This window comes from Halorubrum rutilum (genome assembly GCF_024494565.1).
Genome location: NZ_JANHDN010000006.1, coordinates 105124 through 127375, shown reverse-complemented (window position 1 = coordinate 127375; position 22252 = coordinate 105124). Strand labels below are relative to the sequence as shown.

Below are 22252 nucleotides of genomic sequence, written 5' to 3'. Positions count from 1 at the left end.
AACAAAAACAAACTCGCGGGTTGACCGGCTGAAGGCGATCGAGTTGCCCGACGTCGACGACGTGGCCGGCGACCTAGAGAACTACCTCCGGACGGTCGAGCGCGCCGGAAGAACTCGACGAGTAGATCAAGGTCGTCGAGCAGCCTGTGTGATATCCGGGTGTCTGTAACTTCCGAAATGGAGTCTCAACACCCCGTCTCACCAACTCGAAATCGGGAGAAAGAATCGATGTTGGCGCTGTTTAGTTCACTTTCACTCCGGCCCCCGAACCCTTATCCATATCCCGCACGTGTCCAGAATTACACACGTAATGTATCACGAAAGAACGTGTGGCGCTGAGTCGGTCACGGCCGCACCACCGGCCACGACTCTCTGTCGCGCCTGCTGTCCTACCCGCTTCGCGTCCGAGAGGTGGATCGGACGACACTTAGTGTTCAGTAGGCCGGCGAAAATGAACACGTTCCGACAGCCGTTAAGTAGGGCCACGATTCCATCAGGTGATCTGGGAACGCACCTCCGTGGAACTCACTCGCCTCGATAAGTGAGCCAGATCAAAGTCAAAACGGAGTCGTTCGGCGACGACATCCTCGCCCCTCTACGCCGAGTAGAGGTTGGAGAGGTAACCGTCGACACTCCCACGGTTGCTATCGACATCAAAAAGACCCGCGAACACGAGTCCGTTCAGGAGAACGCTCGGGGTGTGAACGAGCTTCACCGCTCGGTCAACGGGCAGACCCTCACGCAGGCCCTTCGAGGAGGTGAAGACGCGATCGTCAAGAGTCTCCAGAGAGGTTACAACAAGACACGAGAAGATGAACTGACGATCGCGTTCATCTCTTACGATCTGACCACGCCGATCTCGGAGAGCGAAGCCGAGTACCTGTGCGATGTTATCGCCTCCTTCTCCGATGTGATGACGGTGCCTCTGATGCCGGAGTTGGCTCGGACTGTCGACTCCGAAAACGGGGTTTCAGATCCGGCCTTCCGGTCCTATCTCGAGAGCGTCAAGACGTTCTTGGACGTGGCCGACCGAGCCGCTCCGAAAATGCCCGTGATGGGCGTTGTTCCGATCCTCGGCCACGAATACACGACGGAGTTGATGGATGTGTACGGGCGAGAGCAGGTGCGTGCGTTCTGCCTCAACTTCGACCGGACGCGGATCACTGCGAACGCGAAGGTCGACATCGTCCGTCCGATGATGAACTCGATCGCACGAAGGGGCATCGAGGAGAGCGTCCTCTTCTACGGGATCAACCTTGATCCGGGCGATCGGGACGACAGTCTTGGAGGTCGCCCGGCGGCGGACTTCGCCGGTCTGGGAATGGGCCTCGACATCATCGGCGGCTCACACGTGAGTCCTCGGATGCCTCCGTCGGCATATGAGGACGCCGAAGCCAAATCCGGTGAGGACACGATCACGTTCAAACTGTTCGATAAAGACGGGTGGATCTACCGCGACATTCCGCTTGACGAACTCTCCGAAGTGTTCCCCGAAGATTCGTCGCTCGATGCCGAACACGTGGTTGAGCGCTGTCGACGGTCTCCGAAGAACACACTGAACCGGCTTCAGAAGGTCGTCAACGCCGAACAAAAGGCCCTAGCAGCCGGCGAACTCCACCCCGAAATCGAGGACGGCAATCTGGTGGAATACCTCGCTGAGAAAAAGGGCGTGACGCCGTCGACCACGGCTTCGTTCCAACGGATCCGAGGCGACTTCGATTCGGGCTTGGAACAGTCCGGTCTCGACGACTTCTAAGCGGTTTAGGAGTCGGTGTCCAGACACGAGCCGAAGGCGGCTTCGCGCTCGTGTTCAAGCGTTTTCATCAGCTCGCCACAGACGGGACAGAGATCGTACTGTGGTTGGTCCTCTTCGAACGCCACAGTTACTTCGGCCAACTTTGCCCACTCGTTTCTGAATCCGTCAGGGCCTTCGCTCGTGTGCCAGAGGACCAGCTGTGAGTCGGGCCCCGGTGCCGTGAGTAGATAGTTCGAACCCGCCGATTCCATGACTAATTTCGGGCCGAAATACGTCGACGTCCGCTTCACCACCGTTAGATCGTCGGGAATCGACTGACCCGGCGAGATATTCGTTACGGTGTTCTCGACTCTGATCCGATCGTGGCGTTCGGCCCGTAGTATCACGCTCTTCGAATCGTAATTGGTGACGGGTTCCTCATGTGGCTCTCGTCTGGCGACCGCCGGATCGGTATCGAGTTGCCCGCTCATGGCTTGATAAACGTCTCTCAGGGGAAGAACGTAAATCCCGACCGCAACGGTAACTGTTTCTTGTTCGCAGAAGGGAGGTATAAAGAAGATAGATACAATACCCGAATTATATCCATTAGAGACCTTGGAGAGCGGGTTTTACTAACTGACCACCAAAACACGGTCTACGAATACCTATCTTCCACTTACCGAAGCACCTGATAACCGGAGGCGGCGGCGACGAGCAGTGCGATCATGGTTTCGCTGACGAAGCTACCGGATTCGTGAACGTCCGCGAGACGGCAACTTAGATGAATTCGCTCGTCGACCGGCTGAAGGCGGGCAAGTTTCCGATGTCGACGACGTGGCCGGCAACATAGAGAACTACCTCCAGACGGTCGAGCTTGCCGAGGAGTTTGACAAGAAGATCACAAAGATAGACGACCTGATCGACGAGATCGCTACGAGTTGTACGGACTCACTGACGAGGAGATTGAGATAATGGAAGAAGCAACTATCGAGTAGCATCTGTGGTCGTGATTATTGCGCTAATTCCTCCCACTCGGTAGCACGACAAACCCGCAACGGGCGTTTTCGGTTTCGTTCGCACGACGTCCGATATCAACTCCTTATGTGACATATAGATAACACCGGGAAGCAAGAGTTACATGAGGAATTACGACGGTGTTGAGCAGCTACTATAGCCACCCGATATCGGCAGGTGATCAGCTGTCTTGCTCTTTATCGATACCTCTAGAACACTCGTCACAGCCAACATCGACCGTGGCAGCTCTGTTGATATCCTCAGATGCTGATAGTTTGGAGAGGCTATGCTAAATACAGAGCGCGAACTCCGGACAAGGTTGTTTCCAATTCCAACAGAGCGAACCGGTCAATAGTGTTCGTTTACGCCGATATTTGTACCAATTATTTCCCAAATCACATCAGTAACCACTTCACACTTATTCTCGACCCAACGCGGTATGGTGCGTCACCGATATTGTGTTATTCGTCGTCGACACCGTTCGAGTAGAAATCTCGGTGGAACATCTTGTAGGAGTTTGTAATTGGGACAAGTGTATAAGAGTCGACAACATCATTGTTCTGGAGATATTCCCGTACATGAGCGTTGAGCTCATTAAGCGAGGATTCCCAGACACGGATCATAAGATCATGTTCGCCGACCACTTCGGCCACCTCGTAGACAAGACCATCGTTGAGAAAGCCCTTAATGAACTCTTCTATCTGCCTTTGGCTGACATCCGTCGAGTAGGAGATGTGAACTTCCGCGTAGGTATAGTCAGCCTTCTTGAATACAAGCAATGCGAAGATCTCGAGGATCCCATCATCTTGGAGGTTTTTCCGCCGCCGTCGTGCAGCAGTCCGAGAGAGACCAACTCGCTCAGCCAGCTCTGTGTCCGATAGCCGGCCGTCCTCATTCAGCTCACGAAAAATCAAATAATCCTTGTGATCCATCGTCTCTTCCAGCAGTTCGACGACTTGGGGGTCCTCAATCCACTCCTTTGGTTCCGGCATTTCAATATCCATACCTTGTATTCTTTAGCCTCAATTAATAGCTTTCTTACAGCAACTTGACAAAAAGTTACTCCGTCTTAGACACTGATTGTTCTACTGGCTTTCTGCCAGACACTAATGATCTGTCGGCTGTATGTTCTATGAGTGGTACGGCTACACATTCTCCTCGTGTGTAAACGCGTAAACAACTTTTCCGCCAGATTCGATGGTCTGCATTCCACCTGACGTGGCGAACTGTTGGGAGCCGGCGTACGCCCAGAGGTAGCCGTCAACAGGCATTTTGACTGACTCCACGTGGTTACCGTGGAGATCAACGATGTCGGCGACGGTCTCTCCTTCGGCGACAAACTCTCCCGTCGGTTGGCGCGGATAAAGGATTCCGCCGCTGTCATTGCGGACCATTCCGTGGGCACGATTGACACCATGGCCACCAGTGTACTGACACGGAACCAGCGTGATATCCTCTTGAGGGCCTTCCGAGGGTTCCCCTTCTAGGAGGTCAAACTCCCGCAGCACATTGAGGGTGCCATCCACCCCAACCCGGAGGCTCGTCTCGTCAAGATACCGGCCGTTGATGAACTCCACCATGAGCTCGGGGATGCCCTCTGCTGCACCTTTATTACTTAATGTCGGGACACGGTCAGCACCAATCGGTCCGGGACCAGATTCGACAATATTGTCCTTTCGAACCGTCGTGATACCGAACGCCTCGGCAGCCCGCTCAACGTCAGCCTCCGTCTCTTCGGTCGGCTCGATGATCTGGAAATACAGTGAATCTGGGTGGTCGTTACAGTGATAGTTCACGACGATATCGGCCTTACTCCAAGCGTTCTCCCAGATAGCGCTAGCGAGGCGTTCAGTGGTGTTACCTTCTGTATTCTCGACGTTGACATAGCCGACATCTCGATTGTCGATCCACGACCGGTAGGTCGCATGCATAAATGCCAGCGGGTTAGCAACGGGGATGGCGATCACCGTACCTGCTACCTCGTCTGGCGAGAGCCGCTCGTGGATCATTTCGTGAGTGACAGCTGTTCCCTGGAGTTCCTTGCCGTGCTGGGTCGAGAACAAGAGCGCAGTCGGTCCCTCTTTGGAACCATTAAGAACAACCACAGGGATGTTGATACTGTCGCCAGTCGTTAGCTCGACACCTTCGATGTACCCCTGCTCGCGGGTCCCTGGTTCCGCGCTGACGTCGCCGACCTTGACGGCATCGCTCATGCTTCTACCTCCGAGGCTGTCGTGATTGGCAGCACCGTCGTGGTACCGACCGCAGCCATCGCGAGTACGGGGTCGACAACTGGAATTTCGAAGGACGACCCGATGTCACCCAGCACGCCTGAGGTCGTCAGCCCGGTGCAGCTGGGCGCGACTACGTCGCAACCGGCGTCGGCTAGCCGCTTAATCGCTGTCCGGATCTCTGTCTGCCCTTCCTTGGTCGTGAGATAGTTGGTTGTTTCCGCGCCTTCAACAGTCTCGGTGGCCCCTAAACGGTCACCCAGTAGATTGCGAACTATCGGAGGTGTCCCGCTCTCAAGGCCGAGCGTCCCGACAGTTTCACCCCGGGCAATCGCAATCGCCGCAACGCTGGCGCCCGCACCGACAACTGGCACGTCCACCTCATTATCGAGTGTTGACACTGCAGGGTCGAGCGCGCAGCTGATCGTTAGCACGTCGACGTCAGTCGCCATTTCCCGTCCTAGTCCCTTGATGTATGGTAGCGCCTCCTCTTCAGCCTCGACAGACGGAATCCCTTCCGGATGGTCAGGAATACACCGTGATGTCGTCGAGATATGGGGGAACTGCTGTTCGATCACGCGTCCATGTAGCGATACGTCTTCAGGGTCCTCCAGCGTCAGCACGCGGAGGACACCCATCTCGATTTGATTTTGTTTGGTCATGTATCTGCAGTATCTTCGTTCTTTTCTGCCGGTTCGTCTATGCCGCGGGCCGCGAAGAAGCCCTGCTGGCGCAGGGCGGCAAACAACGTCTCTTCGCGACGATTCATGAAACCGTCAGGCCCCCAGTAGCGCTCGAGAGTCCCGTACCACTCTCGATCGGAGTCTCCGTAGACACTGTCACCGTACATTTCGTCCATCGCGTCGTGGGAGGCTTCAAGTAGTTCTGGTGGAGGATCTTGATACTCTCCCTCGTGAAGAACTGCCTCGAGCGGGAGCCGCGGGGCGTTCTCTTTGGCCTCACCGTGGGCTGGGACGCCAATACAGAGCCCGTAGATTGGGAGGACACCCGACGGGAGGTCGACAGCTGCCGCAGCTTGGGGGAGACCATTCAGGATGTTCCCGATTGGACAGATTCCGTATCCTTGGCTCTCGGCGGCTGTCATCGTTGTCATCGCCGCCAGTGAGGCGTCGATTGCTCCCTCAAGCATCCCCATCCCAGGTACGATGCGGAACTCGCGGTCACGGTGTTCCAACAGCAGCCGGACCCGCCGCAGGTCAATGCATACCAGCAGGAAGTGGCTCGCTTCCTCAATCTGCTTGCTTCCGCGGTCGCACAACTCATGGATGCGCTCACGCAGTGATTGCTCGCGGATCCACACGAAGCTGTACATCTGTACCGTCCCGCTGGTTGGGGCCTTCCGCCCGGCGTCAACCATTTCGCGGACCTCCTCGTCTGGAATCTCTGCACTAGGGTCAAAATCACGGACTGTCGCCCGCCCTGCAAGCCACCGCGTCAGGTCTGTCACCTGTGATTCCTCTCCGTGTAGCGCTGGGCGGTCAGTGTATCTACTGTCACTATCGCTATCGGTCATCTGTTACCTCACAGTCGGTCACACAACCACCTCACCACCGGTAACAACGAGTTCGTCGTCGAGGTAAACGTCGGGTTCTAGTGCAATCCCGTCGACATGGGAATCACACTCGATCGTCCCTCCAAACCCGTGGTTGTCCCCGAATGCTACGTGACATGTCCCATAGACTTTTTCATCCTCAAGGACAGTCCCGATGATCTCCGCAGCTGGGTTCGTCCCGAGACCGAGTTCGCCGACCTGGCGAGCGCAGTCGTCTCCGGCGGTTGCCTCAAGAAACTGTTCGGCCGACGGCCCCTCAACAGATGTAACCGATCCCGACTCAATCCGGACAATAACAGGTTCGTCGAGCGCACCGACACCGACGAGGCCGCCGTCAAACGCGATAGCGCCCTCTGCAGTATCCTCAACTGGGGCAATATACCCTTCACCGGAGGGGAGATTTCCTGACTCACCCGGTTTGCGGATCAGACCGTCACTGGGAATTCCCTTGCGGTCAGTCAACGACATTTTCAGTACCTCTTTACCGGTCTCGATACGGGCTTCATCAGCTGCAGTCAGCCGGTCGGCGAGCGCGGCTGTCAGCCGCTCGACCTCATCATAGTCGGCGGTAATTGCACCCTCGCCGAACATACGCTCGGTGATGCCCGGCATTGTGGCGACGCGAGCGCCTGTCTCCGTCGCAGCCTCTCGAGCACGCGTATGAGTTAGTGACGCGCTCGTTGGTGCCACTACAATATCGGCCTCCCGCATGGCCGCGGCGACGAACGCCGGGGGTTCCATCCCGCTACGTTCCATCGGCGGCGTCTCAATAATTCCGACTTCGAGATCAAGGTCAGCGCCGGCTTCGAATAGTGCTCGTCCAATCTCTCGCTTGTCGGTGTCAGTCACGACCACCAACGACTCATCAGCAACAGCTCCCATATTCTCTGAGAGAACTCGCCGTGCGACTGCTCGAAGGTCCGCCATCACAGCACCTCCGTGGAAGTCTTCCAGAGTACTGACCGGCCGAGTAAGACCCCCGCACCAGTCGTCGTCCGGACCTGATCCTTCATTTCAGGAGTGTATCCCATACAGTCCATCACGACGAGATCGACATCGGTTCCTAGCGCCTCGGCAGCGGGACTGACCTCATCCTCATCAACGTAAGGCGACCCGGAAGCGGTGACCAGGTCAAATTCCGCCCACTTCTTGCGGGTCTGGAGTACTTGTTCGGGCTCGGGCACGAGTACGCCGACCGTACCGTCATCGACGATGCCAGACGTCCAGGCGTGTAGCAGCTTGCTGGGCTCCAGTACCGGGACGTCAACGTTGAATGTAGGGAATGCTCCCGTACAGAGGACCCCGATAGTGGAGACATCCGCCGCGAGCTCCTGAATCCGCTCTTGCATCAATCCGATTGTTGCAGCCCGGTCGATGGTGACCGACGAGCCGTCTCGGAGTTTCGTGACAAATACCGGCTCGCCATCGTGGGCTCCTGCCGCCTCCTCGATCTCTTTAGCGGAGTCGAACCGGTCAAGCGCGCCCGCTTCGATAACCTCGACGTGCTCGGGGAGTTGGGCCTTGATGTCGGGAGTGATGTCATCCCGAGGCGCCTGGCCAATAGTGAGCAGTCCAAGCTTTGTCATCGGCTCTCACCCATTGTCTGAAGATGGTCCATTGAGCCGTATAGCGACTTCAGGCGGTCGAACTCTGCCTCATCGTAGAATGAGGCACGTCCGCGCGTGAAGTCTTTCGCCGTCTCGACGACGAATCCGGTGGCTTCGGCGATCTCAGGGAGATAGTTTGCTCCGGTGCCAGAACCGGGAACTGGATTCACGCTTGTCGTGGCAACGCCCACCACTGGCGCGTCTGTTGCGGTTGCAGGCTGGAGGATGCTGTTGATATGGTGGACATCATTCCCATAGGGTGTGATATCTTGGGCCGTCAGCGTGAGCGTCCTCGGGGGCTCACCCGTAACCCGCTCTTGGGCGTCGAGAAGAGTCTCGCTCGGACGGAGGATCCACCCTTGTTTAATTGTCGGAGTTAGCGCGAACCCGCGTTCGCAGTGGACCCGGTTACCTTTCGTGGCGTCGACTGATAGCACCGCATCCATTTCGCCATCAACCTCGTGTTCATTCATTGTGGCCATATCTACGGGGCTCCCCATGAACGGAACCGGATCGTGAGCCTGGGTTGGAGCATCCGGACAGACGTGGGTCGCGATGCGTACGTCACCTGCAAGCACATCACCGCGGGCATGCATCTCCGCGAGCTGAAACGCCGTCGCAAGCGCGACGATCGCACCGTCGGCGTCCGATACCATTCCGATCTCCTCGGGACGGGCTCCCGCGCCACCCAGCCTCCCGATGACACCGAGCGTGTTTGCGTCTGGATCCTCACCCGGGACAACTATTTTTACGAAGTCAGTTGTTCCTTCTTTGCCCTCGATGGTCGTCACATCCACATCGACACCGGTCCCTTTTAATTCCGAGCAGACGGCCTCGCCGTCCGCATCGGGGTGGTCAAGCACATCGTAGGCGCGCTGTATTCGCTCAAACATGGTTACACCTCCGGGAACGCGTGTTCGACGACCGGTTGCCCGACAGCCTCTTCGACGGGTTCGAACAACCCAGGGTCGTCCATTCCAGCGCCGAGTGCCAGCGACGATGCCGGCGCCAGTACAACTGTGACTGACTGGCCTTCTGCAATTTCGGCAGTCGATATCGGCTCGCCGGTGTCTGTGTCCAGCGTTGTGATCAGGTCGGGGAACGTTGCGAGCCGCTCACCATCACGGCTGAAGGTCATATACTCGTTCCAGAATGTGAGCTCGTGGTCGTCGACGACGACAGTCCCGATGTCGAATCCGCCAGCTGTCTCCAGTTCCCGTGAGTCAACGGTCCCAGTGATTGCTACTTCGCCGTCCAGCAGTGACGCTACCTCTGCAGCGGCGGTCTCGCCGTCACGTGCTGTCTGAACTGCCTGACCGAGCGTTTTTGCCTGGTCGTACACCGAGAGCGCAGCATTAGACTCGGCGTACTCCGCCGGGACGGGATTACGCGCGACCGCAACTAGGCCTCCGGCCGCCTCAGCTATTTGACGGATTGTGTCCGCTGCGGACGAAAGGTGGGCCTCCACGACCAGTTCGTGGCGCCGTCCAGTGTCGGGCTCGCCCCCGACACCGGCCTGTAACACAGTCTCGTCGCTTGACAGTCCGATCGACCCCATTGGCCCTGTTGGATGTGCGCGGCCGTTACACGCCGCATCCACTAGTGGGAGCCCAGTCACGGCCGACTGCAGCAATCCGTTGACGCTAGCGAACCCACCCATTTCGTTGGTCATTAGCGCGCCGACTGATCGACCACGCTCGGCGATCCGGTTCATCACCAACTCGACAGCCTGCACGTAGTCAGCCGGCTTGACGTGGCTGTCAGTCGCCGCTGGGGCGCCGACACCGCTGACAGTCAAAACTACCTCGGAGGGGTCCAATTCGGATATTGGACGTAGTGTCGGGCTGCCATACTCGACCGCCAATTCGCCGAACTCGATACCTTCATCGAGCGAGCCACCGCCCCCGCCGCCGAGGATCGCCCCGCCGACCGCTACGTGTTCAACCCACTCATCGGTGATCTCTGTGTGATTATTGTCGTTCATTTGTCGTTGGATTTTGTCGGTTGCTTGTTTTTCGATGCCGTCTCGCCGATGCGCTCGTTATCAAGCGCTAGGAACGTGTTTGGCCGCTCACGCTCAACGGTCCGGAGCGTGGCGTCGTCTCGTGTTCGCAATCGCTTCATGCCGTTCTCCACCAAGTAATACGCCTGGTCGCGGCCCATCGACTCGAAGAGGTTACCTGCCTTTCCTACTGCCGTCGCACACACCTCGTCGGCCTCGCAGGGCTGCGGACAGGCTGCACAGGCCGGTGTACGTTCCTTGAATTTCATCGGATCAGCCGCCGATTCAATAAGCAGCTCGACTGTCCAGGGTTGCCGCTGGCGAGCCCGTCGAAGTGTCTTGATTCGAGAGGAATCCTCAGACATGGTCACCAATCGGGCTCTTCCCGGTAGCGGTCATCGTGCAGGTAGCACCGTGCTTCCTGGTCGTCTCCCAGTTCGTACATCGAGGGTTCTTCACCTGAGCAGGCATCGAACGCACGGGGGCACCGCGAGCGGAAGGCACAGCCGCTGGGCTTCTCCCGAGGGTCCGGGATCTCGCCCTCAAGTTTCTGTTGTTCAGGCTTGGCTTGCTTGTCGGCATCACTCACCGTCGATATGGCCGATAACAGCGCCCGGCTGTAGGGATGTTCTGGCGTCCTGAAGACGGACTGAACATCACCGACCTCAACAAGCCGGCCTAGGTACATCACTCCGATGCGGTCGGCGACGTTGCGCAACAGCGAAAGGTCGTGAGTGATGAACAGATAGGTGATCCCATACTCTTTTTGGATTCGCTGGAGTATGTTGACGATGCGGGCCTGCACGCTCACGTCGAGCGCACTTGTTGGCTCGTCTAGCACGACGAACTTCGGATTCAGTGCTACTGCTCGGGCAATACCGACCCGCTGTTTCTGTCCGCCTGAGAGCTGCCCAGGGTGGCGGTACATGTATTCCCGCGGTAGGTCGACCATGTCCAGCAGCTCCTCGATGCGCTCGATGCGCTCTTTAGCATCACCGTAGTCATGGATCTTCAATGGTGCCTCGATAATCGTCTTCACACGGTGGCGAGGATTAAGACTCGACGTGGGATCTTGGTGGACGATTTGCATGTTCTGTCGGAACCGCTTGAGTTCGTCCTCGGAAAGATCGACGACGTTCTGACCATCAATCCTGACAGTACCCGCCGTGGGTTCAGTCAGCCGCAGCATCGCCCGGCCCATAGTCGTCTTCCCTGACCCAGACTCTCCAACCAGTCCGAAGGTCTGCCCCTCACCGATCGAGAAGCTCACTCCGTCGACCGCTCGGACTTCCCCAGCCCTCTTCCGTAGGATCCCTTCATGGATAGGGAAGTGCTTCTTCAGTCCCTCGACTTGGACCATGGAGTCTGCTTCTTTGCGAGCCCCTCGGGTTACTATCTCGTCGGCGTTGTCAGTGAGACTCATTTGCTAGCCCCTCCATCAGCCACTACGTCGGACCCAGTCTCAGTCTCCGAGCCCTCCCGCCAAGGGGGCGATCCAATGTCGACCCTCTCCTGAGCAAGCTTCTGATGGCGGTCGTGGGCGGCCTCCCCGTCAAAGAGGTGACAGGCAACCGTGTGGTCATCGGCTGTCTTCCGCGGATATGGCACTACCTCGCTGCACTTAGACTCAGCGTGGGGACATCGCTCCGCGAATCGGCAGGCTGCCGGCGGATCCGTGTAATCTGGAAGGTGACCTTCAATACCTCCACCGATCCCACTCGAGAGTGTCGGTATACTCTCGAGTAACCCTCGAGTGTAGGGGTGCTCCGGATCGGCGAACAGTTCGGCTGTCGGAGCCTGCTCGATGATCTCGCCAGCATACATAACATTGATGAATTCGCTCACCTCACGAGCGACGCCGAGGTCGTGAGTAATATACAGAACGCTAGTGTTCCGATCCTCGACTAGTTCGTCAAGCAAATCCAACACTTTTGCCTCGGTCGTGACGTCTAGGGCCGTACCAGGTTCGTCGGCAATCAGGAAATTTGGTTCGGACAGTAACGCGATGGCAATCAACACACGCTGGCGCATACCACCAGACAGCTCAACAGGGTAACTGCTAAACACCCGCTCTGGCGCAGAGATTTCTACGTCAGCAAGCATTTCAATCGCTCGCTCACGGTGGTCCGCGTCTGACCTTCTCGAGACCTTATCCCGGAGCCAGTCGGTGACAGATAGCCGGCGCTCGCCTTGCCATTTTAGCACGTCGATCATCTGTTCACCGACTGTGAGGACGGGATTGAGGCTCGTCATCGGATCTTGCATGATCATGCTAATCTCGCGCCCCCGACGTGCATGACGCTCGGCATCGGACAACTCCAGCAAATCCTGGCCTTTATATATGATCTCGCCCGCGGTGATTTCCGCTGCAGGGAGTAAGCCCATAATAGATTTGACAGTCACGCTCTTGCCACAGCCAGTTTCGCCGACTAATGCGGCCGTCTCGCCACGGTTCAGCGTGAAATCGACACCGTTGATTACCTCCGCGACGCCGTCGTATGTATCGAACTGGACGTGGAGGTTTCGTACCTCCAAGAGAGTCTCAGCCATTTCAGTTCACCTCTACGTCGAAGGCATCCCGTAGGCCGTCGCCAATGAAATTGAACCCGAGCACAGCGAATGAGATGGCTAATCCTGGGAATACTGCGATCCACCAAAAGGTGGTGACGTAGTTACGCCCCTGAGCGATCATTGCCCCCCAAGTCGGGGTCGGCGGCTGAGCACCCAGTCCGAGGAATGACAGGCCTGCACCTACGAGAATGACGAATCCCATGTCTAGTGTGGCTTTGACTGTGATCGGACTCACAATATTGGGTAGTACTTCTTTGAATGTTGTCCGAAGCCAGTTCGAGCCTAATGCCCGGCTAGACTCGATGAATTCTTCCTCCTTGATTGAGAGGACTTCTCCTTGGGTCAGTCGCGCGTACCATGACCACCAAGAGAACGCGATGGCGACCATGACATTAAATAACGATGACCCAGTAGCCGCGACAACAGCCATCGCTAGCAGCGTTGGCGGGATGGCCAAAAAGATGTCAGTTGTGCGCATGATGACCGAGTTGGTCTTCCCACCGAGGTAGCCGGCGACTAGCCCGAGGGTGACGCCGATGGAAATTGCTATTGACAGCACGATTGCACCCATCATCAGCGAGATACGTGCACCAAACAACACCCGACTGAAAATGTCGCGACCGGTTGTGTCCGTGCCCATCGGGTGCTCAAGACTTGGCGGCTGGCTCGCGCGGTCGAAATGGACCCCTGCCCCGGCATCATCAGGGTACGGTGCAATAAACGGAGCGAACGTCGCTGCGAACACCAGTGTCAGTATCATCAGCAGACCCACGACAGAGAGCTTATTCTGCATAAAGCTCTTCCAGGTCCTCTTGAGCTGTTTAAGCCGCTCCTGTCGAGCGGTGTCCTCTGTACTGAGAAACCGTCCGTCGCTTTTTTCAGTAGCCATATTTATTGATCCTCCAGTCTAACTCGCGGGTCTAGGTAGCCGTACAGCAGGTCCACGATGAAGTTCGCACTCACGAACCCGACACCGACGACCATGACGACTCCAATGATGGCGTTGAAATCTTGATACAGAATTGCCTCGACGCCGTAACGGGCCATCCCCGGCCATGCGAAAACGATCTCTACGAGGAACGCATTTCCCAGTAGGAAGCCAAACGAAAGCCCGATAACCGTCAGCGAGCTCGTGAACGCGTTGCGCAGCATATATTTGTACTCGACTAGGTTGTTCGGAAGGCCGTACGCCCGCGCAGCGAGCACGTAGTCCTTGCGCTGTTCGTCGATCATGTCCGATCGGATGAGTCGCATCACCTGTGCTAGTGTTGCCAGTCCGAGCGCGAACGCCGGCAATATCAGATGCGTCGCGGCGTCGACGAACGTCCCGAACTGGCCCGCAAGCAGGCTGTCGACGAGATAGAGGTGCGTTACGTCTGGAGGCGGCTCAACTCCATCGCTCAGCCGCCCCGATAGCGGAAGCAGCCCGAGGGTGACGACAAAGATGATCTGGAGCACAATAGCGACCCAGAACCGTGGCATTGAGACGCCGAACAGCGCGGTGATACGAGAGACATGGTCCTGCCAGTGATCTTTGTTTGTTCCCGCGATGACGCCGAACGGAATCGCGAGCAGCACCGCGAAGAACAGTGTCAGGACGACGAGCTCGAACGTAGCGGGCAACCGGGCGATAATGTCGTTGAATACGTTATTATTCGTCCGCAGAGACATTCCCCAGTCGCCTTGAACTACGCCGATCAGCCAGTCGACGTACTGAACCGGGATTGGCTCATCAAGCCCCATTTCGGTTTTGAGGGCCTCGACCTGCTGATCGCTGGCCTCTGGGCCGAGCGCGAGCCGAACCGGATCTCCCGGAATCACCCGAGAAATGACAAAAATCAGCATCGACAAACCAAAAATAACCGGGATCGATTGGAGCGCACGGCGAATCAAGTAGTTAACGTATGACATTAGTTGCGTGTAATATTGGAAGTGATAGGATCTGAGGTGTTTAATTAGGGTTGGCTCTGGCAGCCGCTATTCTGCGCGCCCCTCCCCTTCGCGGTGCATCGAGTGCACGTCCCAGTCGAATGCCATCACGCCTTGGTACTGCCAACCACCGACATTCTCGTTAATTCCGATGCGGTACGGTGGGTTCGCAATAAATACGCTGGGCATCCCCTCGACTACCAGTGCCTGTGCTTCTTGATATTTTTCGAGGCGCTCTTGGAGGTCTGGCGTGCTGCGAGCCTCCTCGAGGACTGATTCGAGTTCGTCGGTCGAATACCACGACTGGGAGATGTACGACCCAAACGACTCAGGGTGGTACATCAAGTAAGTGTGACTGTCCGGCGAAGGCATCTTCGCGGTGTGGAAGATATTCGTGATGTGGGCTGTCTCTTCGGGGTCGGTGGCACGGTCAGTGATTGTGGCCCACTGCTGGGGATTGACTTCCACTTCAATACCAAGCTCCGACAGACCAGACTGGTTGAGCAGCCCAACTTGCCGCTGGAGCTCGGTTCCGGCTACGACTACATGTTCGAGGCCTATCTCGTTGATTTCGTCAACAGAGTACTCCGCCTGGTCGAGGAACTCTTGCGCGCGGTCGAGGTCCTGAGACATTGGCTCGAGATCATCATTGTGACCTGCCATCTCTCGTGGGACTGGCCCCGCGGCAACCGCGCCGCCACCGATTATCTCATTAACCGCGCTCTCGTAGTCGAATGCGTAAGCGATCGCCTTCCGGACGTTGATATCGTCGGTCGGTGCTTTCTGAGTATTCAGTGGCAGGTGGAACAACTGGAGTTGGGGGACCTCTGGTACCCGAACGTTCGAGAACGAGTCCATCTCCTCGTAGGCTTGGGTCCCCATGTACTGGTCAGTCATGTCGCCACCGCCCTCACGCATCGTGTTGACAATAGTCGATTGCTCGGTGATGACTGTCGACCGGAACGTGTCGAAGCTGTTGTCATCCCATCCCTTCCAGTAGTCATCGTAGGCTGATGTTGAAATGGAATTACCCTGTTCCCACTCGTCAAGCACGTAGGCACCTGACCCCGCCGAGTTGTCTTGGAGGTAGGCATTTCCGTAATCGCCGTCCTGCTCATTTTCCTGAACTACCTCGCTGTTAACGATGTAGAATTGGACTAGCGTTGCCAGCGCTGGGCCGTAAGCCTGGTTGAACCCGAATTCGACCGTCTGCTCGTCGCGGACGGTCACGTCCTCTGGATTCAGATAACTGAGCCAGAAGGACGAGTAACCAGCCTCCATCTCCAGCATCCGCTTCATTGAGTAGGCCACGTCCTCAGCGGTCATGTCTGTACCGTCGGTGAACGTCACATCGTCGCGGATGGTGAATATCCACGTCTGACCGCCATCCTCAACATCCCACTCTTCGGCGATGTTGGCAGTCGGCTGTAGCGAGTCCGGATCAACCGTGACGAACTCGTCGTAGAGATTCTGTGCAGCCATCCCTTGGGTGTAGTCTACCTGCTCGGCTGGGTCGAGGGTGCCGAATACCTGGCCCGCGATGAAGTGGAAGTCCGTTTCCCCTCCATCACTTCCGTCTTCGCCATCGGTCTCATCGCTACCATCGCTTCCGTCTGCGTCATCGTTGCCTGTACACCCTGCGAGTGCGACAGTAGTCGCACCTACACCAACCAGTTTTAGGAACTTGCGACGTTCCGTGTTATCGGGTCGCATGACTACGTCTGGTGTCGCGAAGTATAATAAATGTTTTCCAAATGGGAAATTAATCGTCTGCAAAATTAGAAGAATTAACTATAAAAACATTTGAATTTAACATTAGGCCGTCTGGCTGGCCTAGCTACATAGTATATAATCTGGCCAGCATAATCGGGATTATGAATAACTACGGGAGAAATAGGGACGGGTCATCATGGCAAAACGAATACCGCTGCGATTGATCCAGATTAGTTATTTCTGAGAAAACTGATCCCTGTTCGCGGACCGCCGTAACGAACTCCTCGTCGGTTTCTGGATCGTAATATGCCGGAAAAAAGATAGCCCGGTTGTGGTCGCTCGACTTCACGACAACAACGAACAAGAACAGGTCTTCTGCGGGCGCACGGTGGAGTTCAAATTCGTTGAAGCTCTCCTCATCTCCTTCGACAGCCTCCCCTAGCATTTCCAACTCGGATTTTGGAACTACAAGCCGGAATCCAGTGTTGCCCTCAGCTACCGTCGAGACATCACCAGGGTGGAGTACAAGCGTTTCCCAGCCATCTGACTCGTACTCCGACGCAATTGTCTTGACGTCGTCAAGCAAGTCTTCCCAGTGAATCAGCGCCTTGTTCGAGCGGTTGATCTTTTCGCGACTCATACCGACCCCCTGTTGGCGATGAAAAAAAGCTTTGATATCCGAATAGACCTTGCTGATTATTCTGTATGCACCCACATTTTATCGGCCGATTCAGGATATATTTGGGTGAAATAACGCAGTTCTCGTGCTGAATAGATCCTCTGTATCTTGCACACCAATCCTATCAGTTCCTTAGGATTTCAACAGAGTAAATAAACTTGTAGCCAATTATTTGCTTCCCACTAGTGATTTCCACTCAAGCATGACCAGAATCGTGATCCTCCCCGCTGGTCGCGACGACGCCTTCGAGGACTACAAACAGTTCATCCGAGATGGTTATCCAATTGAGGATATTGAGTCCAACCTCAATAACTAGGGCCTCGAACTATTTCAGACGACATCTGACAACGATCTCATCCACATCTGAGGGACTCCGTAGCCGGGGCGTGGTGGAACGTCAAGCGCAACGATATCGTACTCATCTACCACGATAGCGCGTTCGTCGCGAAAAACCAAGTCCTCCAACTCCGACACTATCCCGACCTCGCGGAGCGTCTCTGGAGAGAACACGGTCACTAAAACGAGGAAAACCTGTGGGAGTACATGACCTGCCTCACCGATGTTTAGGAAGTCGATATCAATATTGGGGACTTCAATCTGTACGCAGATACCGATCGACGCTGAGATCTCTGCCCATCTCACACACCACTATTTCAAGTGAACCGAACCACGACCACAAGAGATTACAAGTAGAACTGGCCACACCGCGGTTACAAGTGAAGAGGCTAAATTACTCGACATTGGTGGCTTCACTTGAAAGAGTGGTGTGTCTAGACGACGTTGTTCATTGATGCGATATCCCGAATCGTCTCTATCTCACTGTTTAATCGCAGAACGTCGGACATTGCCTCAATCGCACTCGTGAACGGAACATCCAGTTCGTAGCTGTAGTAGTTCCCACGGGACCCAGAGCGGTTCTCATAGGCCGACAGAATCCCAAGCATCCGAAGATCGGACAGATGATTGTGCACGGATCGTTGAGCGAGCGAGTCGGTTCCAGAGGAATCACAGAGTGCGGTGTATTCCTCGTAAATCTCCCGGGTTCGGGATGGCGTCTCTTCCTTAGCAGCTTTCGAGACGACTGCTAACAGCGCAAGACGGCCGTGTGTTGTTAATTCGCGCATTCCCTCCTCCACACGTTCCTGTTCGAGACGGGAGCGTGCTGCCTCAACGTGGTCTCGCTCAATAAGATCTACCTCACGATTCTCAGCGATCTCACCGGCTAAGCGAAGGAGGTCAAGTGCCTGTCGGGCGCTTCCACTGTCGCGAGCTGCGAGAGCCGCACAGAACTTCAGCACGCCCTGCTCGACGGCATTCTCGGCGATCGCAACTTCAGCACGGGACTCGAGAATGTTCTCAAGTTCGGGCGCATCATATGGCGGAAACTGTAATTCTCGTTCACAAAGGGTGTCTTGAACGCGAGGATCGAGCTGATCGCGAAATTTGAAATCATTACTGATCCCGATGACACCGACCTTGGTCGAGTCGAGGTTATTGTTAGCACGAGCTCGTGGGAGTTCATATAATAATTCGTCCCGATCACCGATTGAGTCGACTTCATCCAAGACAATTAAGATCGTTCCGCCAATCGCTTCAAGTTCCCCGTACAGTTTTTTGAAGACGGTTTGCTGGGGATACCCGGTCGAGCTGATTTCACCACCAGCAGGACGAAGTTTATTCACGAGTTCTACGGCGACTTGATACGAGGAGTTCAGCGTCTTACAATTCACCGAGATAATTGCCAGATCGACGTCGTCGTAGTCGGCAACATCGTCTTTGAGCCTGTCGAGAAGATAGTCGGTGACGGCAGTCTTCCCGACACCGGTATTACCGTATAGAAAGATGTTGTTTGGTTCCCAACCGTCCACAACAGGCTGGAGTGCATCCATGTACTCCTCGATCTCTTCGTCTCGCTCTTCGATTTGATCGGGTCGGTAGGATTCTCCAAGAGCGTCCTTGTTGCGGAAGATGTTCTGCTTCCGCTCGAATCGACGCATGTCGCTACTTTCTCGTGTTTGCCATATAAAACCACCCCCACATCTGTTTCAAGTGAAGGTACAGACACACACCACTGTTACAAGTGAAATACTAATCGAGTAGTACTGAACAAAGGAACAGTCCACAGTTTCAACTAAAACGTTGACACGTATTGCTCATATTGATTTGTAGTAGTTTGTACTTAGAGTGATTCTATGTATTGAGATCAGTATTCGTGACCCTTTGACTGCCTTGTTCTACTTCCACCCTCTACCTCAGTTTCTCGTCTTCACTTGCAAGAGTGGTGTGTCTCTGTCTTCCCACCCAATTCCGTGATCATACACCGACTTCGAAGTGAAGACCCCTCTATCGATATGAAATCTTAGATACCAAGACAGACACCCCTTCTTCGAAATGAAATCCCACCTCCGAGCCCTGGCCGCAGTCGATCTTCTTGGAAGTGGGCTCCCCTCAGTCGATATGAAACCATCTAGCACGGAAATTGGCCCTATCAACACACCCCGTCATCGAAATGAAATACCAAAACACTGCGTGCGAGCCCGTCCACGAGATCTCATCGTGAGGAGTAGCAGCAGGTGCTTCGAGATGAAATGCTTGAACAAAATACTAATACTGCCATATTAGACGGTGAAATTGGGTTTAGAGCAATCTTCGCTGTGGAAGAACCAAATTCATATTGAAAACGGTGTGTGAAAGTCACCTAACTGCTACGCCAGTCTCCGATTTCATATCGAATATGGGGTGTGAGAGCTACCGAAATAATCTCTCGTTGTCCGCTCACAGTAGAAACGCCGTTTGTTTTCACATTATACATTCTCTTCATGAATTCTTTTTTATACATATCTCTGACCGTGTTGAACCCTGTCCCTGTTAGGCTCACCTTCCAGTGATTTCAATCTTAACCAACTAGTGGCAATCGAACCGCCATCTGTTGGTTAACTGTGACGGTATCGCGCGTCAATCCCAGCTATCACCTCACAGCCGACCAATCACCTCGCCAATTCTTATTACCAGTCCTCCCAATCCACCAACAAATGGACTGGGACACGACGATCAACCTCGGCGGGTTCGGTAACTCCGCACAGATGGAGTGGCAAACCGTCAAGAGCTGGAAGTCATTTACAAATTTCTTCGATGACGCGGTCCATATCGACGCAGTCACGTACTGTGAGTCACCCGAACTACTCCTCGAATTGTTTGATCAAGAGGGCTCCAGTCTGGAGACGATGGACGTCCTCGTCGGCGATAAAGATGAGTACCAGTCCGCCGTTGATGATGCCACGGTAGCCCGCCGACTTGAGCGATACTACGAGGAAGACAGGCTGACTGTCAGACTCAAAAATCGAAAAGTCGTCCACTCCAAACTGTATCGAATCGTTGAGGCCGACGATACAGTGATGCTCATCGCTGGAAGCGCAAATCTATCCTACAACAGCTGGAAAAACCAAACCAACAGCGTTGTCGTGTTCAACACAGAGGTCGGGAGCCAACTCGATCAACAGTTTACACAATGGATCGATCACCACCGCAAGGAGTATGCTGATACCATCTTCATGGAGGATCTCGCGGCGGAGCTGGAAGAACTCGATGATGAAGAAGAGGTTGAGCGCCGTATTGAGTTGTGGATAGACAATCGCAACACACAGCTCTCAGAACAAGGCGAGATCCACTCCAATGTTGGCCAAGAACTCGAAGCGTTAGGCGACGAGGTAGATCAGGTTATGGGCGTGAGCGAAGACCCCGAAGAGGCAGATGAAGTCGTTAGCATCGATCCCGAGCAGATCGAAACTGACGACACAGACACTAACGGCGAGCAACCAGATGAAAAACCAGTTGAGGGCATTACTGCAGCAAAAACCCCAGAGTACTCAATCACTCTCTCGACGCAAGGGTACGAAACCGACGGCTATCTTGACCAGATGGAAACCGATCTTAAGCGCCGCGGCGCAGATGTCGGCGCTGACGCAATCACAACACCCGTTGAGGGCTACACTAACTATCTTCAAACGCGGTATGACGTGCCGAAAATGTGGATCGACGAGGAGAATCACCGCGTCCATCTCCAACACGGTGAACATCACCGTATCTTGACCGCAGACCACGATCCCAATCCAGACCTCCTCGACGCAGCCCTTGAGAATATCGAGAACTACATCAAGACAATCGACCGCTGGGGTGAAACGAACAACCCAGAAGCTGTGAAGGCGCATCTCTATGAAGGCGTTCTCTACGGGCTCTGGGCGCCGTTCGTGAATCTGTACGCAGAGCAGTTCTACGGAAGCGTTACCCTCGACAATGCGCTCCAATATCTCTACATTTTTGGCGAGTCTGACGCAGGGAAAGATAAGTTCACGGAGTTCGTGTTACGGCTCATCTCTGATGACCTCGTTCGCGGTGGCGCAGACGCAGACGATGTCGGTAAGAACCAGATTCGATCGCTGCGGAACATCGATACGGTGTTCCCGTACGTTGTCTCCGACATTTCCAAGCAAAAAATCGAGCGTGTCGATACGCTGCGGAATTTCTGGCAAGACTCGTGGCACCCATCAAATGAGGTCGCGTATCCGACGCTCATCTTCACGAGCAACGACTCTCGGCCGAATGACTGGTTCCGGAACCGAGCGAAGATGCTTCACTTCGATGTCGCGTTTCCATCGAATCCCGAGGATGAGGGCTTCTACAAGGCGCAAGAAGACCTCAACACAATCCTCGATGCCCGCAATCCGATCTTCTCGTATGTGTCATGGCGCATCCTAACCGACGAGCGATATCTCGACGCCGGCGGAACTGTCGATGACGTTCGCCAGGTGTTTCTCGAATTTTACGACCGTGCTGACCGTAATGTTCCGCGATTCTTCCCGAAAGAGCCGGCCAACCGGAAGTACAACATTGGCAAGCGCAAGTGGAAGCAAGCCTACGAACGCGGTGACGTAACGTTCGATCGGCGGGAAAACCGACTCATCGCCGAATTCGATCTTGAGCCACACGAACTCTACAGCTATCGGAAAACCCTCCCGACGAAAATGCGCCCAGAAAAGAGCGGTCGGAGCATCATTATCAAGAACCCAGACGGCTTCGAAGAGTGGATTGACCTCGCTGAACTGAGTGAGAACAAAGATACCGAATCATCACCAGGGTTCCTCGACCGCTTGCTGGGGTAATTCGTCTTATCCATCGATTAGCTAACCCCAAACCCGCAG

Annotated in this window: 21 protein-coding genes; 3 read left to right on the top strand and 18 right to left on the bottom strand. The window is 55.2% G+C overall.

The window, feature by feature from the left end:
* Positions 1 to 541 precede the first annotated feature (541 nt).
* Positions 542 to 1756 (top strand): hypothetical protein, encoded by a 1215-nt coding sequence (locus NO900_RS13570; RefSeq protein WP_256409753.1) that lies wholly within the window; start codon positions 542 to 544, stop codon positions 1754 to 1756.
* Between the two features lie 5 nt (positions 1757 to 1761).
* On the opposite strand, the gene NO900_RS13565 is transcribed toward NO900_RS13570, so the two are convergent.
* On the bottom strand, positions 1762 to 2226 hold the full coding sequence (locus NO900_RS13565) for a hypothetical protein (protein ID WP_256409752.1): 465 nt from the start codon (positions 2224 to 2226) through the stop codon (positions 1762 to 1764).
* Between the two features lie 343 nt (positions 2227 to 2569).
* Here NO900_RS13565 and NO900_RS13560 point away from each other — a divergent pair, with 343 nt between their 5' ends.
* A complete protein-coding gene (locus NO900_RS13560; protein ID WP_256409751.1) occupies positions 2570 to 2707 on the top strand; it encodes a hypothetical protein in 138 nt (45 codons plus the stop codon).
* 503 nt (positions 2708 to 3210) lie between these two features.
* On the opposite strand, the gene NO900_RS13555 is transcribed toward NO900_RS13560, so the two are convergent.
* The 17 genes from NO900_RS13555 to NO900_RS13475 form a co-directional block, all read right to left on the bottom strand.
* A complete protein-coding gene (locus NO900_RS13555) occupies positions 3211 to 3753 on the bottom strand; it encodes an Lrp/AsnC family transcriptional regulator (protein WP_256409750.1) in 543 nt (180 codons plus the stop codon).
* 141 nt (positions 3754 to 3894) lie between these two features.
* Positions 3895 to 4962, bottom strand: a complete 1068-nt coding sequence (locus NO900_RS13550; RefSeq protein WP_256409749.1) for a succinylglutamate desuccinylase/aspartoacylase family protein — start codon at positions 4960 to 4962, stop codon at positions 3895 to 3897.
* Entirely contained in the window at positions 4959 to 5642 is a 684-nt protein-coding gene (locus NO900_RS13545; RefSeq protein WP_256409748.1) for an aspartate/glutamate racemase family protein, read from the bottom strand. Before NO900_RS13545 ends, NO900_RS13550 begins: the two co-directional genes overlap by 4 nt.
* Positions 5639 to 6514 carry a nitroreductase family protein gene (locus NO900_RS13540; protein WP_256409747.1) on the bottom strand — a complete coding sequence of 292 codons (876 nt, stop codon included), beginning with the start codon at positions 6512 to 6514 and terminating at the stop codon, positions 5639 to 5641. The genes NO900_RS13545 and NO900_RS13540 overlap by 4 nt, the downstream gene beginning before the upstream one ends.
* An 18-nt stretch (positions 6515 to 6532) precedes the next feature.
* Positions 6533 to 7480: an aminopeptidase gene (locus NO900_RS13535; protein ID WP_256409746.1), complete on the bottom strand. Its 948-nt coding sequence runs from the start codon at positions 7478 to 7480 to the stop codon at positions 6533 to 6535.
* On the bottom strand, positions 7480 to 8139 hold the full coding sequence (locus tag NO900_RS13530) for an AroM family protein (RefSeq protein ID WP_256409745.1): 660 nt from the start codon (positions 8137 to 8139) through the stop codon (positions 7480 to 7482). The genes NO900_RS13535 and NO900_RS13530 overlap by 1 nt, the downstream gene beginning before the upstream one ends.
* The gene (locus NO900_RS13525) at positions 8136 to 9053 is read right to left on the bottom strand and encodes a DUF1177 domain-containing protein (protein ID WP_256409744.1); all 918 of its coding nucleotides are present in this window, start codon (positions 9051 to 9053) and stop codon (positions 8136 to 8138) included. The genes NO900_RS13530 and NO900_RS13525 overlap by 4 nt, the downstream gene beginning before the upstream one ends.
* 2 nt (positions 9054 to 9055) lie before the next feature.
* The gene (locus NO900_RS13520) at positions 9056 to 10144 is read right to left on the bottom strand and encodes an S-methyl thiohydantoin desulfurase family protein (RefSeq protein WP_256409743.1); all 1089 of its coding nucleotides are present in this window, start codon (positions 10142 to 10144) and stop codon (positions 9056 to 9058) included.
* A complete protein-coding gene (locus NO900_RS13515) occupies positions 10141 to 10527 on the bottom strand; it encodes a hypothetical protein (protein ID WP_256409742.1) in 387 nt (128 codons plus the stop codon). The genes NO900_RS13520 and NO900_RS13515 overlap by 4 nt, the downstream gene beginning before the upstream one ends.
* A gap of 2 nt (positions 10528 to 10529) precedes the next feature.
* Positions 10530 to 11585 (bottom strand): ABC transporter ATP-binding protein, encoded by a 1056-nt coding sequence (locus NO900_RS13510; protein ID WP_256409741.1) that lies wholly within the window; start codon positions 11583 to 11585, stop codon positions 10530 to 10532.
* Positions 11582 to 12712, bottom strand: a complete 1131-nt coding sequence (locus NO900_RS13505) for an ABC transporter ATP-binding protein (protein WP_256409740.1) — start codon at positions 12710 to 12712, stop codon at positions 11582 to 11584. The genes NO900_RS13510 and NO900_RS13505 overlap by 4 nt, the downstream gene beginning before the upstream one ends.
* A gap of 1 nt (position 12713) precedes the next feature.
* Positions 12714 to 13622 carry an ABC transporter permease gene (locus NO900_RS13500; protein ID WP_256409739.1) on the bottom strand — a complete coding sequence of 303 codons (909 nt, stop codon included), beginning with the start codon at positions 13620 to 13622 and terminating at the stop codon, positions 12714 to 12716.
* A 2-nt stretch (positions 13623 to 13624) separates the two neighbouring features.
* Positions 13625 to 14644 carry an ABC transporter permease gene (locus NO900_RS13495; protein WP_256409738.1) on the bottom strand — a complete coding sequence of 340 codons (1020 nt, stop codon included), beginning with the start codon at positions 14642 to 14644 and terminating at the stop codon, positions 13625 to 13627.
* Positions 14645 to 14710: 66 nt separating this feature from the next.
* A complete protein-coding gene (locus NO900_RS13490) occupies positions 14711 to 16375 on the bottom strand; it encodes an ABC transporter substrate-binding protein (RefSeq protein ID WP_256409737.1) in 1665 nt (554 codons plus the stop codon).
* A gap of 169 nt (positions 16376 to 16544) precedes the next feature.
* The gene (locus NO900_RS13485; RefSeq protein ID WP_256409736.1) at positions 16545 to 17015 is read right to left on the bottom strand and encodes a DUF7529 family protein; all 471 of its coding nucleotides are present in this window, start codon (positions 17013 to 17015) and stop codon (positions 16545 to 16547) included.
* Between the two features lie 369 nt (positions 17016 to 17384).
* On the bottom strand, positions 17385 to 17696 hold the full coding sequence (locus NO900_RS13480; protein ID WP_256409735.1) for a hypothetical protein: 312 nt from the start codon (positions 17694 to 17696) through the stop codon (positions 17385 to 17387).
* Between the two features lie 128 nt (positions 17697 to 17824).
* Positions 17825 to 19051 carry an orc1/cdc6 family replication initiation protein gene (locus tag NO900_RS13475; protein WP_256409734.1) on the bottom strand — a complete coding sequence of 409 codons (1227 nt, stop codon included), beginning with the start codon at positions 19049 to 19051 and terminating at the stop codon, positions 17825 to 17827.
* Between the two features lie 1035 nt (positions 19052 to 20086).
* Here NO900_RS13475 and NO900_RS13470 point away from each other — a divergent pair.
* A complete protein-coding gene (locus NO900_RS13470) occupies positions 20087 to 22213 on the top strand; it encodes a phospholipase D-like domain-containing protein (RefSeq protein WP_256409733.1) in 2127 nt (708 codons plus the stop codon).
* The last annotated feature ends 39 nt before the right edge of the window (positions 22214 to 22252 follow it).

Excerpts from the sequence above, each read along its gene's own strand:
- NO900_RS13490 (WP_256409737.1), bottom strand. The coding sequence starts at position 16,375 with ATGCGACCCGATAACACGGAACGTCGCAAGTTCCTAAAACTGGTTGGT.
- NO900_RS13510 (WP_256409741.1), bottom strand. The coding sequence starts at position 11,585 with ATGAGTCTCACTGACAACGCCGACGAGATAGTAACCCGAGGGGCTCGC.
- NO900_RS13530 (WP_256409745.1), bottom strand. The coding sequence starts at position 8,139 with ATGACAAAGCTTGGACTGCTCACTATTGGCCAGGCGCCTCGGGATGAC.
- NO900_RS13475 (WP_256409734.1), bottom strand. The coding sequence starts at position 19,051 with ATGCGTCGATTCGAGCGGAAGCAGAACATCTTCCGCAACAAGGACGCT.
- NO900_RS13555 (WP_256409750.1), bottom strand. The coding sequence starts at position 3,753 with ATGGATATTGAAATGCCGGAACCAAAGGAGTGGATTGAGGACCCCCAA.
- NO900_RS13550 (WP_256409749.1), bottom strand. The coding sequence starts at position 4,962 with ATGAGCGATGCCGTCAAGGTCGGCGACGTCAGCGCGGAACCAGGGACC.
- NO900_RS13545 (WP_256409748.1), bottom strand. The coding sequence starts at position 5,642 with ATGACCAAACAAAATCAAATCGAGATGGGTGTCCTCCGCGTGCTGACG.
- NO900_RS13515 (WP_256409742.1), bottom strand. The coding sequence starts at position 10,527 with ATGTCTGAGGATTCCTCTCGAATCAAGACACTTCGACGGGCTCGCCAG.
- NO900_RS13470 (WP_256409733.1), top strand. The coding sequence starts at position 20,087 with ATGGACTGGGACACGACGATCAACCTCGGCGGGTTCGGTAACTCCGCA.
- NO900_RS13520 (WP_256409743.1), bottom strand. The coding sequence starts at position 10,144 with ATGAACGACAATAATCACACAGAGATCACCGATGAGTGGGTTGAACAC.
- NO900_RS13500 (WP_256409739.1), bottom strand. The coding sequence starts at position 13,622 with ATGGCTACTGAAAAAAGCGACGGACGGTTTCTCAGTACAGAGGACACC.
- NO900_RS13535 (WP_256409746.1), bottom strand. The coding sequence starts at position 7,480 with ATGGCGGACCTTCGAGCAGTCGCACGGCGAGTTCTCTCAGAGAATATG.
- NO900_RS13565 (WP_256409752.1), bottom strand. The coding sequence starts at position 2,226 with ATGAGCGGGCAACTCGATACCGATCCGGCGGTCGCCAGACGAGAGCCA.
- NO900_RS13505 (WP_256409740.1), bottom strand. The coding sequence starts at position 12,712 with ATGGCTGAGACTCTCTTGGAGGTACGAAACCTCCACGTCCAGTTCGAT.
- NO900_RS13495 (WP_256409738.1), bottom strand. The coding sequence starts at position 14,644 with ATGTCATACGTTAACTACTTGATTCGCCGTGCGCTCCAATCGATCCCG.
- NO900_RS13525 (WP_256409744.1), bottom strand. The coding sequence starts at position 9,053 with ATGTTTGAGCGAATACAGCGCGCCTACGATGTGCTTGACCACCCCGAT.
- NO900_RS13540 (WP_256409747.1), bottom strand. The coding sequence starts at position 6,514 with ATGACCGATAGCGATAGTGACAGTAGATACACTGACCGCCCAGCGCTA.
- NO900_RS13485 (WP_256409736.1), bottom strand. The coding sequence starts at position 17,015 with ATGAGTCGCGAAAAGATCAACCGCTCGAACAAGGCGCTGATTCACTGG.